This window comes from Streptomyces sp. NPDC048483 (assembly GCF_040651455.1).
In the GTDB taxonomy this organism is placed as follows: Bacteria; Actinomycetota; Actinomycetes; order Streptomycetales; family Streptomycetaceae; genus Streptomyces.
In genome coordinates this window covers 48,582-67,809 of sequence record NZ_JBEZJZ010000014.1, presented here as the reverse complement: position 1 = coordinate 67,809, position 19,228 = coordinate 48,582, and the positions used below count along the sequence as shown (strand labels likewise).

The window sequence follows — 19,228 nt, the reverse complement described above, 5'->3', positions numbered from 1 at the left end:
AGCCCACGGTCGGACAACGCCCGGGCGGCCGCCGGCGCCCTCACCTGACGGTGCTGTCCGCCGTGTCCGCCATGTTCTGGAGGTCGCTGAGAACGGCGGACGGGTTGCCTCCGGGGCCGACGGCGGCGCCCATCTTGGCCTTGACGGTCTTGGAGACCAGTGGCCAGGAGGTCTTGTCGGCCGGGTAGAACTCGGCGCCGGCGAGCTGCTTGAGGAAACCGTGCAGCTTGCTGTACTCGTCGTCGGCCATCATCGCCTGGGAGGCGGAAGCGGTGACCGGGAGCAGTCCGTAGGTGCCGGAGAACCTCAGCACGTTCTTCGTGCTGTAGACGAAGTTGAGGAACTTTCCGGCCTGGGCGCGGTGGCCGGGCTGCTTGAAGGCCATCATCCAGTCGGCGACGCCCATGGTGGCCTTGGCCTTGCCGTGGATGCCGGGGAGTTCGGTGGTGCCGTAGTCGATGCCCTTGGCCCCGGCCTGCTTCATCAGGGTGGGGTGGCCGTTGAGCATGCCCACGTCGCCGTCGGCGAAGCCCTGGAAGGCGTCGGCGCGGTTGACGTCGGCGGGGTCGCCCCCGGTCAGGCCCTTGCCGACGAGGTCCTTCTGGAGCCACTCGAAGGTCTTGATGTTCTCCGGCGAGTCGATCGTGTACTTGCCGATGGTGTCGGTGTAGCCGCCGCCTCCGCTGAGCATCCACATCAGCGTCTCGGCCTGGGTCTCCTCCGGGCCGAGAGGGAGCGCGAAGGGCGTCTTCACGCCGTGGTTCTTGAGCAGCCGGGCGTCGCGGGCGATGTCGTCCCAGGTCTTCGGCGGGTCGGTGATGCCCGCCTCGGCGAAGAGCTTCTTGTTGTAGAAGAGGCGCCGGGTGCTGGCGCCGAAGGGGAGGCCGTACGGCACCCGGTGGTATTCGCCGGCGTCCGCGAGGGCCGGGGTGAAGTCGGCCTGGACGGGTATGGAGAGCAGCTGGTCGGCGCTGTAGAGCTTGTCCTGCGCGGCGTAGTCGGCGTACGCGCCGATCTGGGCCAGGTCGGGGGCCTTGCCCTCCTTGACCAGGTCCGCGACCTTCTTGTCGACGTCCTTCCAGCTGTAGACGTCGACGTCCACCTTGATGCCGGGGTTCTTCTTCTCGAACTCGCGGGTGAGGTCGTCCCAGTAGTGCTGGGAGCTGTTGGCCTCGTTGTCGCCGTAGTCCGCGGCGATGAGCTTGAGCGTGACATCGCCGTCGCTCGCGCCGCTGCCGCAGCCGGTGAGAGTGAAGGTGAGGACGGAGGCAATTCCCGCCGCCGTCAGGCTCAAGTACCGCCGCTGCACCGTGATGTACCGCCCTTGTCCCGAAATCTGTTCTGCCGGGTCCATCTCGGTGTCGGGGGTCACCCTCCACCGGCATGAACTGCGAGTTTTACTCGCGCGTCTCCATAAGGTCTACACCACCGGAAGTCTCTCTTCGATATCGCCCTTCCCACGCGAAGATCACGAGACCGGGTGCCCACCAGGCCAAACAGGCGCAAGAGACCACGGATACGGTGAGTGGACTAGACCTTTTATGGAGGATCGCGCAAAACTGTTGCCGTGAGAAACGTCATCGCCCTGGATGTGGGCGGCACCGGGATGAAAGCCGCCCTCGTCGGGGCGGACGGCACGTTGCTGTACGAGGCGCGGCGCCCGACCGGCCGCGAGCGCGGGGCGGAGGCCGTCGTCGAGGCCATCCTCGGCTTCGCCGCCGAGCTGCAGGACGTCGGCCGGACGCGGTTCGGCGCCGCGGCGCTGGCCGCCGGGGTCGCGGTCCCCGGCATCGTTGACGAGGCATCAGGCACCGCCGTCTACGCCGCCAACCTCGGCTGGCGGGACGTACCGATGCGCGCCCTGCTGTCCGAGCGGCTCGGCGGCGTACCGGTCGCGCTCGGGCACGACGTCCGCACCGGCGGCCTGGCGGAGGGCCGGATCGGGGCGGGGAAGGGCACCGACCGCTTTCTGTTCGTGCCGCTGGGCACCGGAATCGCGGGGGCCATCGGCGTCGGCGGGCGGATCGAGGCGGGCGCGCACGGCAGCGCCGGCGAGATCGGCCACATCGTCGTACGGCCCGGCGGGCGCAAGTGCGGGTGCGGGCAGCTCGGCTGTCTGGAGACGCTGGCCTCGGCCGCCGCCGTCGGCCGGGACTGGGCGGCCATCTGCGGCGATCCGCAGGCCAGCGCGGCGGACGCGGCCAAGGCCGTGGAGTCGGGCGACGAGCGCGCCCGCACCGTCTGGCACGCCGCCGTGGACGCCCTCGCCGACGGCCTGGTCACCGGGCTGACCCTGCTCGACCCGCGGATGATGATCATCGGCGGCGGGCTCGCCGAGGCGGGCGACACGCTGTTCGCGCCTCTGCGGGAAGCCGTCCGCCGGCGCGTTACGTTCCAGCCCGTCCCCTCGATCGTTCCGGCGGCCCTCGGGGACGCGGCCGGGTGCCTGGGCGCAGGACTGCTCGCCTGGGATCTTCTCTCCACGGAGGTAACCGCCTGATGACACTGCAGCATTCCGCGGACCGGCCCTCGCGGCCCCGCCGCACCGTCCTGACCGGCGCCCGCATCGCCCGGCCGTCCGGCGTCGTCGACGGTGGCCGCATCACGGTCGAGGGCACGCGGATCGCCGACATCCGCAGCCGGGACGTGGACGCGGACGGGCCCCTCTGCTACGACCGCAACACCGAGGCCGTCGATCTCCCGGGCCACCTCATCGTCCCCGGCTTCGTCGATATGCACGTCCACGGCGGAGGCGGCGGCTCCTTCTCCTCCGCCGACTCCGAGGAGTGCCTGCGGGTCATCGACACCCACCAGCGGCACGGCACCACCTCGATGGTCGCCTCCACCGTCACCGGCACCCTGGACGACCTCGCCCGGCAGGCCGCGGTGCTCGCCGAGCTCGTCCAGCAGGGCGAGCTGGCCGGCATCCACTTCGAGGGCCCGTTCATCTCGCCGGGCCGCTGCGGCGCCCACCAGCCCGACCTGCTGCGCGCACCGGACCCGGCTGCGGTCCGCAAGCTCCTCGACGCCGCGCACGGCACCGCCCGGATGATGACCGTCGCCCCCGAACTGCCCGGCGGCCTGGAGTCCGTACGGATGCTCACCGACGCCGGCATCATCGCGGCCCTCGGCCACACCGACGCCTCCTACGACGCCACCCGCGAGGCCATCGACGCCGGCGCGACCGTCGCCACCCACCTCTTCAACGCGATGCCCGGCCTCGGCCACCGCGCGCCCGGCCCGGTCGCGGCCCTCCTGGAGGACGAGCGGATCACCGTCGAGCTGATCAACGACGGCACCCATCTGCACCCCGCGGTGCTCCAGATGGCCTTCCGGGACGCGGGCGCCGCACGCGTCGCGTTCATCACGGACGCGATGGGCGCGGCCGGGATGAACGACGGGATGTATCCGCTCGGCCCGATGCGGGTCGAGGTCAAGGACGGCGTCGCGCGGATCAGCGAGGGGCCGACGGCCGGGTCCATCGCCGGGTCCACCCTCACCCTGGACCGCGCCTTCAAACGGGCCGTCACCGTCGACAACCTGACAGAGAGTCAGGCGGTGCAGGCGCTTTCGGCCAACCCGGCCCGGCTGCTCGGCATCGACGACCGGGTGGGCACCCTGGCGGCCGGCAAGGACGCCGACCTGGTGGTGCTGGACGCCGGATACCACCTGGTCGGCGTGATGCGCCAGGGCGCTTGGCTGGTACGGCCCGCAGGGGCCTGACCGGCCCGGGGCGAACACAGGGTGACCGGCCGGCGGCCACAGAATGGCCGGTTCCCCCTCCCACCCTGGTTGACCTGGGTCTGGGCCAACCACCATCGGCGATGGCATGATCGCTCGCGCACTTGTCCGCATGCCACCGCCGAACGCGGTTGCCCGACCTTGGGCCGTACTACGGCCAACGACTGCCCGGCCAACGGCTGCGCCCACCGGCACAGCCGTCCGAGCACGGCGCGGGAGGGGGAACCATGATCCTCACGGTCACGCTGAACGCCGCCCTGGACATCACCTATCGCGTGCCCCGGCTCCGTACGCACACCACGAACCGGGTCACCGAGGTCACCGAACGCCCCGGCGGCAAGGGCCTGAACGTCGCCCGCGTCCTGGCCGCACTCGGCCACCGCACGGTCGCCACCGGCTTCGCGGGCGGCGGCACCGGCGAGGCACTGCGCGCCCTGCTCACCCAGGAGAGCGAGGTCACCGACGCCCTGGTGCCGGTCGGCGGCACCAGCCGCCGCACCATCGCCGTCGTCGACGGGACCTCCGGCGACACCACCCAGCTCAACGAACCGGGCCCGACCGTCTCCCCCGCCGAATGGGACACCTTCCTCGGCACCTACCGCGAACTGCTCGGCGACGCACAGGCAGTGGCCCTGTGCGGCAGCCTGCCCCCGGGCGTCCCGGTCGATGTCTACGCCCGGCTCACCCGCACCGCCCGCGCCGCCGGGGTGCCGGTCCTGCTGGACACCAGCGGCGAACCGCTGCGCCGCGGCCTGGCCGCCCGCCCCGACCTCGCCAAGCCCAACGCCGATGAGCTCGCCGCCCTCACCGGCAGCACCGAACCGCTGCGCGCCGCCCGCGACGCCCGCCGCCGGGGCGCCCATGCGGTGGCCGCCTCACTGGGCGCAAAGGGCATACTCGCGGTCACCGCCGACGGCGCCTGGCAGGCCGCCCCGCCGCGGCGCATCGCGGGCAACCCGACCGGCGCCGGCGATTCTGCGGTGGCGGGACTGCTGTCGGGTCTGGTGGAGGACCTGCCGTGGCCGGACCGGCTGACCCGCGCGGTGGCCCTGTCGGCCGCGACCGTACGGGCCGCGGCTGCGGGCGAGTTCGATGCGGCGACGTACGAGGAGCTGCTGCCGCGGGTCGTGGTGACGGATCATCCGACGGCGGCGTGACCCGGACGTTTCACGTGAAACACCGGCGCTGGAGGGGGCGTTGCTTCAACAGCCCCCGCCACGTCTCCGGACCCGTTACTTCTTCTTGGGCTTCTTCTCCGTGAGCCAGACCTTGTCGAGGTTCACATCGCACTGATTGCCGGTCTCACAGGACAGCTTGACGGTGTTGGTGCCCTGATTGAGCCGCACGATCGACCAGGTCTCGGTCCAGCCCTTGTCCCAGGCGCCCTCCTGGGCACCCGCGAAGTTCTTCATCGATATCGGACGGGCATCGGCCTGGCTGTTCACGGTCAGCGTGAGATTGGCGTCCTTGCCGGGCACGCCGTAGTCGACGTAGAGGCGGTACGGGCCGGCCTTCTCGACGTCCAAGGTCCAAGTGGCCGATGCGCCGGGGGTGTTCATGCCCGCGACATAGGTTCCGTTCGCCGAACGTGCGCCGGGCACGTCCTTGGCAGTGGTGGCGCCGCCGTCGAGCCGCAGGCTGCCCGCGTCCTGCTTGGGGAGCTCGCCGGGAGCGGGCTTGGCGGTGGGGTCCTTGCTGGGGGCAACCGAGTCGCCGGCCGTCGGGCCCGGCTTGCTCCCGGTGTCGTTCTTGTCCTTGTTGCCATTGGTCAGCATGGCGACACCGATGCCTATGCACACCACCGCGACCACCGCGACCGCACCGATCAGCAGCCCGTTACGGCGGCGCGGCTCCTGGTCGTAGCCCTGGGCCGGAACGGAACGCGTCCGCTCGCTGCCGGGCAGCGTCTCGGGGGCGGCGTAGTGCGCATTCTGGTTGCCGTACGCCTGCTGCTGGGTCTGCTGAGCGCCGTACTGCCGCTCACCGACCGCACGCACCTGGTTGTACGAGGTTCTCGGGACCCCCGGCTGTCGCGCCGCACCGCCGCCGGCCGCCGAGCCCGGTGCGCCACCGTCGCCGCCTTCCGAGCGGTAGAGGTAGCCGAACGGGTCGTCGTTCTCCGGCGTGTCCGCGCCGTTGTTGCCGGCCGTCATTCCGTGTCACTCCCAAGCGATGTGTACGCATCTGTCTGCGCCGCTACGCGTCCGCGTCATCTGCGCGAACTGTCTCTTTCGGGCCCCCGTCGGCAGCGCGCCGCATCGGCGCAGCCTACCCCTTCGGAGCCCGGCCACGCCGGGCCCGAACAGCCACAAGATCGCTACGGAACGGTGAACGGCAGGTGGGCCGGGGTGGAATGCGGAGAGTGTGAGATACGCGGCATTCCGCTGCGGGACACGGCTCAGCCCGCCCGGCGGTTCGCCTTCGACCGGGACCGCTTCTCGACGTACATCCGCTGGTCGGCCGAGGCCAGCACCTCCTCGGCGGTCATCCCGCAGCTCGCCCAGCCGATACCGAAGCTGGCGCCGACCCGTACCGCCCGGCCGTCCACCCGGATCGGCGGGATGATCGCGTTCCGCAGCCGGACCGCGAGATCCTGGGCATCGGCGGTGCCCAGGCCGTCCGCGAGCACCACGAATTCATCGCCGCCGAGCCGGGCGACCGTATCGCCGTCCCGCACGCCGCTGGTCAGCCGGCGGGCGACCTCGATCAGCACCGCGTCGCCCGTGTGGTGCCCGAAGCGGTCGTTGATCGACTTGAAGCCGTCGAGGTCGCAGAAGAGGACCGCGAGCCCCTTGGAGCCGTCGTCCTCGGCGCCCTCGGCGGGCGCGACGGTGTGCACATGGTGGTCGTAGGTGCCCGGACCACTGCCGTCGAACGGTTCCTTGCCGTCCCGGTAGCCGTGCGGGTCCGCCGAGACGGTGGCCGAGGAGGCGTACGCATCGGCCGCCGAACCCGGCGGGCGGGAGCACAGCCGGGCACCGAGCCGGGCCCGCAGCTCGGCGCTGTTGGGCAGGCCGGTCAGCGAGTCATGGCTGGCGCGGTGCGCGAGCTGGAGCTCGTGCCGCTTGCGCTCCTCGATGTCCTCGACGTGCGTGAGCAGAAACCGGGGCCCGTCGGCGGTGTCGGCGACGACGGAGTTGCGCAGCGAGACCCAGACGTAGGTCCCGTCGCGCCGGGCCAGCCGCAGCTCGGCGCGGCCGCCCTCGGCCGACGTCCGCAGCAGCGTCCCGATGTCCTCCGGGTGGACCAGATCGGAGAACGAATAGCGCCGCATCGCGGAGGCCGGGCGCCCCAGCAGCCGGCACAGTGCATCGTTCGTCCGCAGCAGCCGTCCGTGCTGGTCACCGCCCATTTCCGCGACGGCCATACCGCTCGGCGCGTACTCGAAGGCCTGGCGGAAGCTTTCCTCGCTGGCGCGCAGGGCCTGCTGCTCGCGCTCGAGCCGGACGAGCGCGCGCTGCATATTGGCCCGCAGCCGGGCGTTGCTGATCGCGATGGCGGCCTGGAACGCGTACATCTGCAGCGCCTCCTGGCCCCAGGCGCCGGGGCGCCGGCCGTTGCGCGGCCGGTCGACGGAGATCACGCCGAGCAGCTCGCCGCCGCCGTTGGCCGCGGAGTACATCGGCGCGAACAGCCGGTCCATGGGGTGCCACTCGTCGGGGAACCGCGGCGCGGGCCCGGCCGTGTGCCACTGCGGGACGTCGTCGTCGTCCAGCACCCAGCCCTCGGTGTACGGGATGAAGCACAGGTCACCCCAGCGCTCCCCCATCGACAGCCGGCGCTCCCAGGAGGACCGGGAGCCGACCCGGCCGGCCATCAGCGCCTCGGCGCCCGCGCTGCCGGCCACCGCGGCGACGACGAGATCGCCGTCCGGGCGGACGAGATTGACCGCCGACAGCTCAAAGCCGAGCCCGGCGATCGCGCCGTCGGCAACCGACTGCAAGGTGTCCGCAAGGCTGCGTGCGGTGTTCAGTTCGGCGACCACTTGGTGCAGCTGCCGCAGGGTCGCAAGACGGACGTACGGCTCCGACTCGGTCTCCATCGCTCGCTCTCCCTGAGACCTCGACAGCAACTCCAGGATTCTTCGATCGCCCGATTCCACGCTCTTTCCTCGCCCACTGAATCACAGTGAGCTGTTCACTCGGTACACAGGGTCAACAATTATGGCGCGCTGTGACTCAAGTCACAAGCTGCGAGAGCCTGTTGATGATCTCCAAGAGAGCCTGCTGAGGGGCCTTTCCGCGACCCGATTGCGAGGCCCCCATCCTTCCTGAACGCAAATTCGGGCACCCACTTTCCCGCCACGCACCGTGGCGACACCCCGCCACCACCTCCGCCATTCGACCTAGGACGCGGGTGGTCCCCCGGCCCGATGCGAGGCGAGGGCGGGCGACGCTAGCGTTCATGGCGTGTTCACGAAAACCCCTGCCGCCGAGGCGGCCTCCGGGCCCGCCACCCCTGCCGCACCCGCCGTCGCCCTCGCCTCCACGCCGGGGGGCGCCCCGATCCCGCATGCTGTTGGGGTGAGTGACGACGAATTCCGCGCCGCCCTGTCCCGTCTCGCCGCCGGTGTGGTGCTGATCACCGCGCACGACCCGGACGACGGGCCGCGCGGCGAGGACGTCGGCATGACCGCCACCGCATTCGTTTCGGTGTCCCTCGAACCTCCGCTGGTGATGGTGAGCGTTCGCAATGACTCACGCATGGACGACCTGCTGGTGCACCAGCCGCTGTGGGCCGTCTCGGTGCTGGCGGAGAACCAGCGGCACATTGCCGGGCGATTCGCCATGAAGGGGCGCATCAGCGACCGGCTGCTCTTCAATGACATTCCCCATGTACGGGGCGAAGCGGCCGGCGCACCGCTGATCGGCGGGGCCCTGGCAACCCTGGAGTGCCGAACCGAGCAGCGGGTGGTGGCCGGCGATCACACCCTCGTCATCGGACGCGTACTGGCCGCGTCGGTCCCGGGCGGGGACCCGGGCCCCCTCACCTACTTCCGCGGGAAGTACCGGCAGCTGAGCTGAGCCGACAGCGGCAGGGCCTCACCCGGAGGAGCCCCTCCACTTCCTCGCCCAGGGTGTCCGCCCGCCCAGACCAGGGCAGGGCGTACACCCGCCGATCGGGCCCTCAGCCCCAATCGCGACCCGAGCGACCGCGCTTCGTGTCGCCGCGCTGCTTTTTCTCGCGCAGCCGACGCTCGTTGATGCCGCGCGGGATCCGCGACTTGCGGCGCGGCTTGGGCGGTGGGGCGGTGGCCTCGGCGAGCAGCGCCGCCAGCCGGACCGCCGCGGTCTCGCGGTTTCGCCACTGGGAGCGGTGCTCGGAGGCCCGTACGGACAGCACGCCGTCGACCAGGCGTCCTGCCAGCCGCTCCTGGGCGCGCGCCTTCCACACCTCGGGCAGCGCCTGCGTCTTGACGAGGTCGAAGCGCAGCTCCACTTGGCTGTCGCTGGTGTTGACGTGCTGGCCGCCCGGACCGGAGGACCGCGAGAAACGCCATACGAGCTCGGCCTCTGGAAGGACGACCGAACCGCGGATGACATAGGGCCCGGACATGTGACCTATGGTCTCGCGCAATCCAGGCCGCCGTCACCCGCTTTTCGGCTCCCCACGCCAAGTGTCCGCATCAGGATTCGGCAAAGTAAGTAAAGGGAGCTGGAACCTCGCGGTCCCCTGACGGCGTTGTGAGGGGAGACGGTAGCTTCGTCCGCAGTACGAAGCCCGACGCTTCGGCGACTCGACGAATCGACAAGGAAAGGGACATCCCATGGCTGTAAGCCTGTCCAAGGGCGGCAACGTCTCCCTCACCAAGGAGGCACCGGGCCTGACCGCCGTCACGGTCGGCCTCGGCTGGGACGTCCGCACCACCACCGGCACGGACTTCGACCTCGACGCGAGCGCGATCGCGGTCAACCCGAGCGGCAAGGTGTTCTCGGACCAGCACTTCGTCTTCTTCAACAACAAGGCGACGCCGGACCAGACCATCGTGCACACCGGTGACAACGTCACCGGCCAGGGCGAGGGCGACGACGAGCAGATCAACGTGAACCTGGCCGGCCTGCCGGCCGACGTCGACAAGATCGTCTTCCCGGTCTCGATCTACGACGCCGAGAGCCGCAGCCAGAACTTCGGCCAGGTGCGCAACGCGTACATCCGCATCGTCAACCAGGCCGGCGGCACCGAGCTCGCCCGCTACGACCTCAGCGAGGACGCGGCGACCGAGACCGCCATGGTCTTCGGCGAGCTCTACCGCAACGGCGCGGAGTGGAAGTTCCGCGCGGTGGGCCAGGGCTACGCCTCCGGCCTGGCGGGCATTGCGCAGGACTTCGGCGTCAACGTCTGAGGATTGCGCGAGTGACGGCTGCGCGTATGACGGTTGTGCGTTTGCGCGTTTGACGTTCGCGTTTCGGCTGAGGGCCGGTCTCCCCGATGGGGGGGCCGGCCCTCAGCCCTTTTCCGGGGGCGCGACCGCACCTCCGCTCGCCTCAGGCGGCCGCGCCCACAGTGGCTTCGGGCGGCGCTTCGGGCGGCGCGGCCAGTGCCGCCACCGCGTCCAGCGAGAGTCCGAGCGCGCCGGCCAGCCCGGCGACCGTGAAGAACGCCGGTGTCGGCACCCGGCCGGTCTCGATCTTGCGCAGCGTCTCGGCGGACAAACCCGCCGCCGCCGCGACCTCGACCATGCTCCGCTCGCCGCGCGCCGTACGCAGGAGCGCGCCCAGCCGCTCGCCGCGTTCGCGCTCCCAGGGGGTCAGTGGAGTTCGCACCATGCCCGTGATACTAATACCGGTAAACAAATACCGGTATTAGTTTACCGGTTCGAGTGCGGGCACCGCCGACGCCGGGCCCGCCGGTACTGGAGGTCGTGAGCATGGTGGAGATCAAGACGGATGCCTCGCTGGAGGCGATGCGGGTGGCCGGACGGGTGGTCGCCGACGCCCTGGCAGCGGTGCGCGCCGCAGCCGCGCCCGGCGTCCGGCTGCTGGAGCTGGACGAGGTCGCCCGCGCGGTCCTGCGCGAGGCCGGCGCCACGTCCCCCTTCCTGGGCTACCGCCCGTCCTTCGCCTCCACCCCGTTCCCCGCCGTCATCTGCACCTCCGTCAACGACGCGATCGTGCACGGCATTCCGGACGCATACCGGCTGCGGGACGGCGACCTGGTGAGCATCGACTGCGGCGCGGTCGTGGACGGATGGGCGGGCGACTCGGCCATCAGCTTCACGGTCGGCACGCCCCGCCCCGAGGACGTACGGCTGAAGGAAACCACCCAGCAGGCACTGGAGGCGGGCATCGCGGCGGCCGTGGTCGGCGCCCGGATCGGCGACATCTCGCATGCCATCGGCAGCGTCGGACGGGCGGCCGGATACGGCATCCCCGAGGACTTCGGCGGACACGGCATCGGCCGCAAGATGCACGAGGACCCGCCGGTCCCCAACGACGGCCGCCCCGGCCGCGGTTTCGTCCTGCGCCACGGCCTCGTCCTCGCCATCGAGCCGATGCTGCTCTCCGGCGGCCGCGACACGTACTACGTGGCGGACGACGGCTGGACGCTACGGACCACGGACGCCGGCCGCGCCGCCCACTTCGAGCACACCGTCGCGATCACGGAGGACGGGCCGCGGGTGCTGACGATGCCGTAGGGGCGTACGTCAGGCCGACGGGGTTCGCGTCAGGCCGACGGGGTTCGCGTCAGGCCGACGGGGTTCGCGTCAGGCCTACGGGGTTCGCGTCAGACCTACGGGGTTCGCGTCAGACCTACGGGGTTCGCGTCAGACCTACGGGGTTCGCGTCAGGCCGGCGCGATGTGCGTCCGGCCTCCGCGATGCGCGTCAGGCTGACGAGATTCCCGTACGTATCCCCGCGGGACCGCCGTCCGTAGCGTGCGGGCGGCGCCCGCTACTTGCCCAGCGCCTGCGCGCCGGCCTGGGCGAACTGCTCGTCGGCGGCACCGCTCGGGGCGCCCGCCACACCGATCCCGGCGATCGGCGCGCCCTGCGACTGCACCGGGGCGCCTCCCGCCAGGAAGAGGGTGCCGGGGATGTCCTTGAGCGTGGGCGCCTGGTCGAGGCGCTTGACCAGCTCGGACGTCGGAGCGTTCCAGGAGACGGCGGTGTACGCCTTCTTCGCCGCCGACTCGTACGACTGCGGGCCCGCGCCGTCGCCGCGCAGCTGGACGAGCGTGTTGCCGTTGCGGTCCACGACGGCGACCGAGATCTTCTGGCCCTCCTGCTTCGCGGCGTCCACGGCGGCCTGCGCGGCCTTGGTGGCGGCGGCGAGGGTGAGGTGGGTGGTGTGGGTGAGGTTCTTGGTGTCGGTGGCCGGGGAAGCGGCGGGCGCGGACTTCGCGGTGTTCGACGACGGGGCGGCGGTCGCGGATACGGCACCGAAGGTGCCCGCGCCGGCCAGGGCGACGGCGGCGGCACCGGTGACGATGCGTGCGCGGAACGAGAGTTTCTTCGCGATCGGGTTCATGTCCCCATCGTCGAAGGCGCGCGGGCCCGCACGGGTCGGCGTACCGGCTGTCATGGCCGTGCATGATGGTGGATACGGGGGTCAGCCGATCGGTTGATACGGACCGCTCTCCACCTGGGTTACGACTACGGGGAACGAACCCTGGAGAGCCCGCTAGGAGATCCGAAGCGACGTGCACCACACGTACCCCACCCAGCAGCAGCCCCCAGCGCCGGATCCGAACCCCGACGCCCGCTGGCTCGGCCCCGTCATGCACACGGCGTTCTTCCTGCTCCTGGCCGCCTCGCTCGCCCGCTTCCTGATCCGGCACCCGGGCGAGCCCCGCACTCCCTGGATCATCGCCCTCAGCCTCGTCCTCGCCGTCCTGTACGTCCTCGGCCCGGCGCTCGGCCCCCGCACGGACGATGAGCGCCGCCCTGCCGCCCGCCGCCTTGTCTGGCTGGGCGCGGTGGTCGCGATCTGGGTCGTCCTCGTCCTGCTCGCGCCGAGCTTCGCCTGGTGCGCGGTGCCGCTCTTCTATACGGGGCTGCGCACCCTGCCCGCCGGTGCCGCCTCGCTGCTCGTCGGCGTGCTCACCGCGTTCGTCGTCGTCGCCCAACTCCGGCTGTCCACCGGCTTCGACCCGAATCTGCTGCTCGCGCCGCCGGCCGTCGCCGCCCTCGCCACCGCCGTCTTCGTCCATATGGAACGCCAGGCGGCCCGGCAGCGGGCACTGATCGACGATCTGCTCCGCACCCGCCGCGAACTGGCCGCCACGGAACGGCGCGAGGGCACGCTCGCCGAGCGGCAGCGACTGTCGATGGAGATCCACGACACGCTCGCCCAGGGACTGTCGAGCCAGCAGATGCTGCTGCAGGCCGCCGACCGCACCTGGGACACGGCCCCGGACACCGCCCGCGGCCATGTCCGTACGGCCACCGAAATCACCGCCCGCAATCTCGCCGAGGCCCGCCGCTTTGTGCACGACCTCGCCCCGGCGGACCTCGCCGACGGCACCTCGCTACCCGAAGCACTGCGCGAACTCGCCCTCCGCAGCGGTGAGTTGACGTCCGAGGGCGGCGCAACCGACGAGGGCGGCGCGCCCTCGTGGACCGGCGACGCCGCCGAAACGGGCGCTGCCACCGATGCGGGCGCCACAGACGGGGCCCCCGCAGCCGCCGATACGGACGCGGTCACCGAGGCCGGCGCCACAGACAGGGCCCCCGCAGCCTCCGAAACCGCCGCAGGCACCGCAGGCACCGCAGCCGCCGCAGCGGGGACCAGCACGTCTGCCGGAGCCGCAGCAGCCACGGAGACCGGCACCCCGAACGGGAGTCTCGCGCCCTCCGGGACCGCGGCATGCGCCGAGACCGGCACCGCAACCGGGACTCACGCACCCTCCGGAACCGCGGCGTCCGCCGAGGCCAGCGCACTCTCGTGGACTGCCACCACCTCCGAAGCCGGCGACGCAGCCGGCACCCGCGTCCCCTCCCGGACCGCCGCATCCGCCGAGACCCCCGCCGCAACCAAAAGCCCCGCACCTTCCGGCGCCGCCGTATCCGCCGTATCCGCCGTATCCGCCGTATCCGCCGGGACGGGAGCGGCCGCCGGGGCGCGCACGCCCTCGCGGACCGCCCCGTTCGGCGAGCCCGGCACCTCGCCCACCACCCCGCCCCTTGCCATCCGCCTCCACCTGGACGGCACGCCCGCGCCGCTCCCCGACCGGGTGCAGTCCGCTCTGCTGCGGATCGCCCAGGGCGCGCTCGCCAACGTCCGGGAGCACGCCGCCGCGACCACCGTCGCCCTGACCCTCACCTACCTCGGCGACCAGGTTGTGCTGGACATCGCCGACGACGGCCGCGGCTTCACGCCCACCGACCCGGCAGCGCCGGCCACCCCCGGGCGCGAACGCGGCCACGGCCTGCCCGCCATGCGTGCCCGGGTGCGGCAGCTCGGCGGCACCCTCACCGTCGAGTCCGCGCCGGGCGAGGGCACCGTCCTGTCCGCCGCCGTCCCCCTGGAGCCCGCCCCATGACCCACCCCCCGTCCGACCCCGGGCCCGTACGCGTCCTGCTCTGCGACGACCATGCCGTCGTACGCGCCGGGCTGCTGGCCCTCCTCAGCAGCGCACCCGGAATCGAGGTCGTCGGCGAAGCCGGGGACGGTGCGGAGGCCGTGGCAACGGCCGCCAAACTCTGCCCCGACGTCGTCCTGATGGACCTCCAGCTCGGCCCCGGCATCGATGGCATCGAGGCCACCCGCCGCATCACCCGCCTGCGCCCCACCCCCCATGTCCTGGTCCTGACCACCTACGACACCGACGCCGACATCACCCGCGCCATCGAGGCCGGCGCCACCGGCTACCTCCTCAAGGCCGAGCGGCCCGACGAACTCTTCGCCGCCATCCACGCCGCCGCCCAGGGCCGCAGCACCCTCTCCGCACCGGTCGCCCATCGCGTACTGGCCCAGATGCGCAGCCCCCGCCCCACGCTCACCGACCGCGAACGCGACATTCTCGGCCAGCTCGCGCGTGGCCTGGGCAACCGCGAGATCGCCCGCGCCCTCTTCATCAGCGAGGCCACGGTCAAGACGCACCTGGGCCGCATCTACGACAAGCTCGGCGTGGACACCCGCGCGGGCGCGGTCTCGGTCGCCAAGGAGCAGCGGCTGCTGCCCTGAGCCGTACGCGGTGTCCCGCGCTGCGCCGCTCAGGCCGGTCGGCGGGGTCGGCCGGGAGGACGGTCCGGTCCGGACGGTCCACCCACCCGACCCGCCCGACCGGCGTGACACCATCAAGGACGTGATCGACCTCGGCTATTCCCTCTCCCCTCGCTTTCCGGATCCCTCGCAGCTGGACTACCGGACCGCGGACGTGCGCACCCTGCGCCACGACCTCTTCTGCGGCGACGTCTATATCGCCGACACCAAGGCGGACCGCGAGCTGTCCACCGCCTGGGGCTGGGTGCCCGTTCTGGACTTCGCCTGGGCGCTGTGCGACATCGTCGAGCAACTCGACACCGACCCCCGCGGCAGCCGCTCGGCCCGTCCCGTCCACGCCGAGCTGGACTTCACCGAATCCACCGACCGGATGCTCTTCGAGCGGCGCTTCGGGTGGGTGGACATCGCCGCCGACTGGATGCCGGCCGACGAGGCCCCGCTCACCTTCAACCACGCCGCACTGCGCCGCGAGGCCCGCGACTTCCTGCACGATCTGATCGCCGACCTCACCGATATGCACGACGGCCTCGGCGACAACCCCGTCATCTGGGACCTCCAGGCCCGCTTCCCCCGCGTGTGAGCCACCTGCCCGCCCAATGGGCCCGGCCGCCCACTTCGCCCGTACGCCCATCCGCCACTCCCCCCGCCAGTCCACCCGCTACCCCATCCGCTACTCCACCCGTACTCCTATCTGTGCCGCGAACACCGGGGCCAGATCGAGGAGTTGGGCCGCGCTGATCACCGCGCCTGACAGCCGGTCGATGCCCCGCGCGATGTCCACTGTGGCCGCGCCCCGCAGATCGACGTCCCTCATCCGCGCCTCGCTGAAATCCACCCGCGCCAGAGTGCAGTCGTCGAACGTCACCCGCTCCAGCTCCGCTCCCGAGAAATCCGCCTCGACCAGCACACACCCCTCGAAGGCGACATCCCGCAACTTCGCCTGCCGCAGATTCGGGAAGTCGATCTTCCCGCCGCGCACCACGACCCGCTCCAGCACCGCCCCGTGCAGCTGCGTCCCGCCGAGCCGGGCGTCCGTCACCTCCACATCGCGCAGGGACGCCTGCGAGAGGTCCGTACCGACCCCGCGCACCCCGCTCAGCACGCTGTCGATGATCCGGGCCCGGCTCAGCACCGTCTCGTCCAGCGCGCACCGCCGCATCGCGCAGTCCAGGAACCGGGCACCGTGCGCCGCCTGCCCCGCCCAGTCGGCCTCCGTGAACTCCAGCCCGTCGTAGTCCCCTTCGGATTCCAGCGCCCCGCCGTCGTGCGGCCGCAGCTCCGGCAACCGCACCTCGGGCCGCCGCACCGCCCGTACCGTCGTCCCCTTGCCGCGCCCTGCCACGCGATCACCGCCTTTCATCGCTCGTCACGTCATCGCTCGTCACGTCACCGCTCATCACGTGACCGCTCGTCACGCCTGCACACCCCATCGTGAACCACGCCACTGACAATCGCCCTGGCCTGTGGATAACCGTCGAGCCGCGAAAAACTGCCGAGCGGCGACGGGGAGTTGACCTCAACCAAACCTGAGGTAGCAGGCTGGCGGCAGCCGGGCGGCCGAACCGCCCCGCGCCACCCGCCTCCCTCCAAGGAGTAGCCCGCCATGCACGCGATACGACTGCACGCCTTCGGCCCGGCAGACAACCTCCGCTACGAGTCCGCCGACGACCCGCAGCCCGGCCCGGGCGAGGTGCGTATCGCCGTGGCAGCGGCCGGCGTCCACCTCCTGGACACGGCTTTGCGCGACGGGATGAAGCGCGGTCCGGCGCCGCTTCCCGAGCTGCCGACCGTGCCCGGCCGCGAGGTCGCCGGCACCGTCGAGGCGCTCGGCGAGGGCGCCGACCCCGTATGGCTCGGCCGGCGCGTCGTCGCCCACCTGGGCATGGCCCCTGGCGGCTATGCCGAACGCGCCGTGGTCGCCGCCGACCGCCTGCATCCCCTTCCTGACGGGCTCGACGCGGGCCAGGCCGTCGCCATGATCGGCACCGGCCGTACGACCATGGGCATCCTGCGCTTCGCCGACCTCACCGCCGACGACATCGCGATCATCCCGGCGGCCGCCGGCGGCATCGGCTCGCTCCTCGTCCAGCACGCCAAGAACACCGGCGCCACCGCCATCGGCCTGGCCGGCGGCCCGGCCAAGACCGCGCGGGTCCGTGAAATGGGCGCCGACCTCGCCGTCGACTACACCGACGACGGCTGGCCCTCCCTCGTACGCGCCTTCCTCGACGACCGCCGCGCGCCCGGCGCCACCATCGTCTTCGACTCGGTCGGCGGCGCCCCCGGCCGCGCCGCCGTCGGCCTTCTGGCCCCCGGAGGCCGCCACCTCGTCTTCGGCTGGTCCGCGGGCGGCCTGCTCACGGGCGGCCCGCTGGAGTTCGCGGACGGCGAGCTGACGGCCCGCGGCATCACGTCCCAGCACGTCCTGGGCCCGCCCATGCTGGCCAAGGTGGGCGGTGACAACCCGATCCGCACCCTGGAGGCGGAGGCCCTCGCCGAGGCGGCGGCCGGCCGGCTCGTCCCGATGGTCCAGCGCTTCCCCCTGGCCGCGGCTGCCGCCGCCCACCGCGCCCTGGAGACCCGCGCCACGATGGGCAAGGTGGTCCTGGTGCCCTAGTGGAAGGGGCAAGCGGGGTGCCGTACCGGACGCGCCGAGGCGCGGTGGCGGAAGCGCCCGGGGGTGCCGTAAGAAGGCGGCCGGCCGGGACCCCACCCCCCTACCGCACCACCGCCATCCCCCTCTCCGTCTCATTCAGCCGCCGCCCGCCCGACTCCGTACACGTCACGATGTCCTCGATCCGCACCCCGAACCGCCCCGGCAGATAGATGCCCGGTTCGATGGAGAAGCACATGCCCGCCACCAGCGGCAGATGCTCGCCCTCGACCAGATAGGGCGGCTCGTGCGTGGTCACCCCGATCCCGTGCCCGGTCCGGTGGATGAAGTACTCGCCGTACCCCGCCGCCTTGATGACCCTCCTGGCCACCCGGTCGATGTCCTGGCAGGCGACCCCGGGCCGTACCGCCTCGAACGCCGCCTGCTGCGCCTCCCGCACGATGTCGTGCACCTTGCGCTCCTCGGCGCCGGGCTCCCCGACATGCACGGTCCGCGTGGTGTCCGACCCGTACCCGTCCTTGAGCCCGCCGAAATCGAGCACCACCATGTCGCCGTCCTCGATGACCCGCTCCCCCGCCTCATGGTGCGGATCGGCGCCATTGGGGCCGGACCCCACCACCGTGAAATCCACCTGGCTGTGCCCGTGCTCGATCAGCAGCCGCGCCAGATCCGCCGCCACCTCGGACTCCCGGCGCCCGCCGAACCGTACGCCCAGGATCTTCTCGTACGTCGCATCCGCAGCCGCCCCGGCCGCCGCCAGCCGCGCCACCTCATGCGCATCCTTGACGGCGCGCAGCATCGGCAGCGCCTCCGACAGCGCCCGGTACCCGCTCCCCGGCAGCGACCGCTGCAGCCCCAGCAGATGCATCGCCCAGGTCGCGTCCGACACCCCGTAACGCCCATCCGGATCCAGCCACTTGGCCAGCTCCTCGTACGGGTTCGCACCATCCGTCCACCCCGCCACGTCCATCGCCCCCGCCCCGGCCGCCCGCTCCGCATCGGGCTGCTCCAGTACAGGCACCAGCAGCCGCGGCCGCCGCCCCGCCGCGATCACCAGGGCGGTCAGCCGCTCGGTCGCCGCGGGGGGCCGGTAGCCGCACAGCCACACCAGATCCGGCCCCGGCGTCACCATCAGCCCCGCCAGCCCGGCATCGGCGGCGGCCTGCGCCGCCCGCACCATGCGCCGCTCGTGGTCGTCCCGCGTCATCGAAGTCACCATGCCGGCGAATTTACGCCGCTGCGCCCCCTACGTCCCGCGTACATTCCCGTCCGCCGCGACCCCCTGCCGCACTCATCACCCGAGCGCCGACCCACGCAAATCCCTCTCCCGTGAACCGCCAGCCAGATGATCACCGGCTTCACGGAGACAACGGAGGCAGCCGGAGGCAATCAGACGCAGACGGAGGCAATCGGAGGTAGACAGATCTAGACGGAGCTAGACGGAGATAAACAGCCCCTCAGGACGGATAAGAGGCCCGCACCCAATGAGGCGGATCTGAGCCGGCGGCTGTGGCCGGACTGCGGGTTCGGAGTTGGCCTGTCCGTGGGAACGCAACCACGGATGGCGTCGGATGAACGGTGGGAGCTGGTCGGGCCGTTGCTAGCGCGCAAGGAGCACCGATTCCCGTATCCGGGGCGCAAGCCGCCGGCGGACCGGCAGCGGCCGTGCGGGATTCTGTACGTGCTCCACAACGACATCTCCATGCGC

General features: G+C 71.9%; 17 protein-coding genes and 2 pseudogenes. 11 read left to right on the top strand and 8 right to left on the bottom strand.

Annotation, left to right across the window (positions count from 1 at the left end):
• Window positions 1–40: 40 nt before the first annotated feature.
• On the bottom strand, window positions 41–1,309 hold the full coding sequence (locus AB0D04_RS10535; RefSeq protein WP_362701740.1) for an extracellular solute-binding protein: 1,269 nt from the start codon (window positions 1,307–1,309) through the stop codon (window positions 41–43).
• Window positions 1,310–1,567: 258 nt separating this feature from the next.
• On the opposite strand from AB0D04_RS10535, the gene AB0D04_RS10530 reads away from it, so the two are divergent.
• The 3 genes from AB0D04_RS10530 (at window position 1,568) to AB0D04_RS10520 (ending at window position 4,898) form a co-directional block, all read left to right on the top strand.
• Entirely contained in the window at window positions 1,568–2,500 is a 933-nt protein-coding gene (locus tag AB0D04_RS10530; protein WP_362701599.1) for an ROK family protein, read from the top strand.
• Window positions 2,500–3,723 (top strand): N-acetylglucosamine-6-phosphate deacetylase, encoded by a 1,224-nt coding sequence (gene nagA / locus AB0D04_RS10525; protein WP_362701597.1) that lies wholly within the window; start codon window positions 2,500–2,502, stop codon window positions 3,721–3,723. Before AB0D04_RS10530 ends, nagA begins: the two co-directional genes overlap by 1 nt.
• A 245-nt stretch (window positions 3,724–3,968) precedes the next feature.
• Window positions 3,969–4,898 (top strand): 1-phosphofructokinase family hexose kinase, encoded by a 930-nt coding sequence (locus AB0D04_RS10520; protein ID WP_362701595.1) that lies wholly within the window; start codon window positions 3,969–3,971, stop codon window positions 4,896–4,898.
• 75 nt (window positions 4,899–4,973) lie between these two features.
• Here AB0D04_RS10520 and AB0D04_RS10515 read toward each other — a convergent pair whose 3' ends face one another.
• Both AB0D04_RS10515 and cdgB read right to left on the bottom strand, forming a co-directional pair.
• Window positions 4,974–5,894, bottom strand: a complete 921-nt coding sequence (locus AB0D04_RS10515; RefSeq protein ID WP_362701593.1) for a carbohydrate-binding protein — start codon at window positions 5,892–5,894, stop codon at window positions 4,974–4,976.
• A 245-nt stretch (window positions 5,895–6,139) separates the two neighbouring features.
• Entirely contained in the window at window positions 6,140–7,783 is a 1,644-nt protein-coding gene (cdgB, locus tag AB0D04_RS10510; RefSeq protein WP_362701591.1) for a diguanylate cyclase CdgB, read from the bottom strand.
• A 481-nt stretch (window positions 7,784–8,264) separates the two neighbouring features.
• Between cdgB and AB0D04_RS10505 the strand changes: the two genes are divergently transcribed.
• Window positions 8,265–8,765 carry a flavin reductase family protein gene (locus AB0D04_RS10505; RefSeq protein WP_362701738.1) on the top strand — a complete coding sequence of 167 codons (501 nt, stop codon included), beginning with the start codon at window positions 8,265–8,267 and terminating at the stop codon, window positions 8,763–8,765.
• A gap of 103 nt (window positions 8,766–8,868) precedes the next feature.
• On the opposite strand, the gene arfB is transcribed toward AB0D04_RS10505, so the two are convergent.
• Window positions 8,869–9,297 carry an alternative ribosome rescue aminoacyl-tRNA hydrolase ArfB gene (gene arfB / locus AB0D04_RS10500; RefSeq protein ID WP_362701588.1) on the bottom strand — a complete coding sequence of 143 codons (429 nt, stop codon included), beginning with the start codon at window positions 9,295–9,297 and terminating at the stop codon, window positions 8,869–8,871.
• Between the two features lie 211 nt (window positions 9,298–9,508).
• Here arfB and AB0D04_RS10495 point away from each other — a divergent pair, with 211 nt between their 5' ends.
• The gene (locus AB0D04_RS10495) at window positions 9,509–10,084 is read left to right on the top strand and encodes a TerD family protein (protein ID WP_362701585.1); all 576 of its coding nucleotides are present in this window, start codon (window positions 9,509–9,511) and stop codon (window positions 10,082–10,084) included.
• A 142-nt stretch (window positions 10,085–10,226) separates the two neighbouring features.
• On the opposite strand, the gene AB0D04_RS10490 is transcribed toward AB0D04_RS10495, so the two are convergent.
• Window positions 10,227–10,508: a helix-turn-helix transcriptional regulator gene (locus AB0D04_RS10490; protein ID WP_362701582.1), complete on the bottom strand. Its 282-nt coding sequence runs from the start codon at window positions 10,506–10,508 to the stop codon at window positions 10,227–10,229.
• 101 nt (window positions 10,509–10,609) lie between these two features.
• On the opposite strand from AB0D04_RS10490, the gene map reads away from it, so the two are divergent.
• Entirely contained in the window at window positions 10,610–11,377 is a 768-nt protein-coding gene (gene map, locus AB0D04_RS10485; RefSeq protein ID WP_362701580.1) for a type I methionyl aminopeptidase, read from the top strand.
• Window positions 11,378–11,633: 256 nt separating this feature from the next.
• Here the strand turns inward: map and AB0D04_RS10480 are convergent, their stop codons facing one another.
• Window positions 11,634–12,209: a heme-binding protein gene (locus tag AB0D04_RS10480; protein WP_362701737.1), complete on the bottom strand. Its 576-nt coding sequence runs from the start codon at window positions 12,207–12,209 to the stop codon at window positions 11,634–11,636.
• 250 nt (window positions 12,210–12,459) lie between these two features.
• Between AB0D04_RS10480 and AB0D04_RS10475 the strand changes: the two are divergent.
• The 4 genes and pseudogenes from AB0D04_RS10475 to AB0D04_RS10460 all read left to right on the top strand — a co-directional run.
• A pseudogene (locus AB0D04_RS10475) lies at window positions 12,460–13,242 on the top strand (histidine kinase); the annotation flags it as partial.
• A 636-nt stretch (window positions 13,243–13,878) separates the two neighbouring features.
• Window positions 13,879–14,223, top strand: a pseudogene (locus tag AB0D04_RS10470) (ATP-binding protein); the annotation flags it as partial.
• Window positions 14,220–14,867 (top strand): response regulator transcription factor, encoded by a 648-nt coding sequence (locus AB0D04_RS10465; protein WP_362701577.1) that lies wholly within the window; start codon window positions 14,220–14,222, stop codon window positions 14,865–14,867. The pseudogene AB0D04_RS10470 and the gene AB0D04_RS10465, both read left to right, overlap by 4 nt.
• A 121-nt stretch (window positions 14,868–14,988) precedes the next feature.
• Window positions 14,989–15,486 carry a hypothetical protein gene (locus AB0D04_RS10460; protein ID WP_362701735.1) on the top strand — a complete coding sequence of 166 codons (498 nt, stop codon included), beginning with the start codon at window positions 14,989–14,991 and terminating at the stop codon, window positions 15,484–15,486.
• Between the two features lie 90 nt (window positions 15,487–15,576).
• Here AB0D04_RS10460 and AB0D04_RS10455 read toward each other — a convergent pair whose 3' ends face one another.
• Window positions 15,577–16,266: a pentapeptide repeat-containing protein gene (locus tag AB0D04_RS10455; RefSeq protein ID WP_362701574.1), complete on the bottom strand. Its 690-nt coding sequence runs from the start codon at window positions 16,264–16,266 to the stop codon at window positions 15,577–15,579.
• A gap of 243 nt (window positions 16,267–16,509) precedes the next feature.
• Here AB0D04_RS10455 and AB0D04_RS10450 point away from each other — a divergent pair, with 243 nt between their 5' ends.
• A complete protein-coding gene (locus tag AB0D04_RS10450; protein ID WP_362701572.1) occupies window positions 16,510–17,523 on the top strand; it encodes a zinc-binding dehydrogenase in 1,014 nt (337 codons plus the stop codon).
• Window positions 17,524–17,623: 100 nt separating this feature from the next.
• On the opposite strand, the gene AB0D04_RS10445 is transcribed toward AB0D04_RS10450, so the two are convergent.
• On the bottom strand, window positions 17,624–18,727 hold the full coding sequence (locus AB0D04_RS10445; RefSeq protein WP_362701733.1) for an aminopeptidase P family protein: 1,104 nt from the start codon (window positions 18,725–18,727) through the stop codon (window positions 17,624–17,626).
• Window positions 18,728–19,228 lie beyond the last annotated feature (501 nt).

Excerpts from the sequence above, each read along its gene's own strand:
- nagA (WP_362701597.1), top strand. The coding sequence starts at position 2,500 with ATGACACTGCAGCATTCCGCGGACCGGCCCTCGCGGCCCCGCCGCACC.
- AB0D04_RS10520 (WP_362701595.1), top strand. The coding sequence starts at position 3,969 with ATGATCCTCACGGTCACGCTGAACGCCGCCCTGGACATCACCTATCGC.
- AB0D04_RS10515 (WP_362701593.1), bottom strand. The coding sequence starts at position 5,894 with ATGACGGCCGGCAACAACGGCGCGGACACGCCGGAGAACGACGACCCG.
- cdgB (WP_362701591.1), bottom strand. The coding sequence starts at position 7,783 with ATGGAGACCGAGTCGGAGCCGTACGTCCGTCTTGCGACCCTGCGGCAG.
- arfB (WP_362701588.1), bottom strand. The coding sequence starts at position 9,297 with ATGTCCGGGCCCTATGTCATCCGCGGTTCGGTCGTCCTTCCAGAGGCC.
- AB0D04_RS10495 (WP_362701585.1), top strand. The coding sequence starts at position 9,509 with ATGGCTGTAAGCCTGTCCAAGGGCGGCAACGTCTCCCTCACCAAGGAG.
- AB0D04_RS10490 (WP_362701582.1), bottom strand. The coding sequence starts at position 10,508 with ATGGTGCGAACTCCACTGACCCCCTGGGAGCGCGAACGCGGCGAGCGG.
- map (WP_362701580.1), top strand. The coding sequence starts at position 10,610 with ATGGTGGAGATCAAGACGGATGCCTCGCTGGAGGCGATGCGGGTGGCC.
- AB0D04_RS10480 (WP_362701737.1), bottom strand. The coding sequence starts at position 12,209 with ATGAACCCGATCGCGAAGAAACTCTCGTTCCGCGCACGCATCGTCACC.
- AB0D04_RS10465 (WP_362701577.1), top strand. The coding sequence starts at position 14,220 with ATGACCCACCCCCCGTCCGACCCCGGGCCCGTACGCGTCCTGCTCTGC.
- AB0D04_RS10455 (WP_362701574.1), bottom strand. The coding sequence starts at position 16,266 with ATGAAAGGCGGTGATCGCGTGGCAGGGCGCGGCAAGGGGACGACGGTA.
- AB0D04_RS10450 (WP_362701572.1), top strand. The coding sequence starts at position 16,510 with ATGCACGCGATACGACTGCACGCCTTCGGCCCGGCAGACAACCTCCGC.
- AB0D04_RS10445 (WP_362701733.1), bottom strand. The coding sequence starts at position 18,727 with ATGACGCGGGACGACCACGAGCGGCGCATGGTGCGGGCGGCGCAGGCC.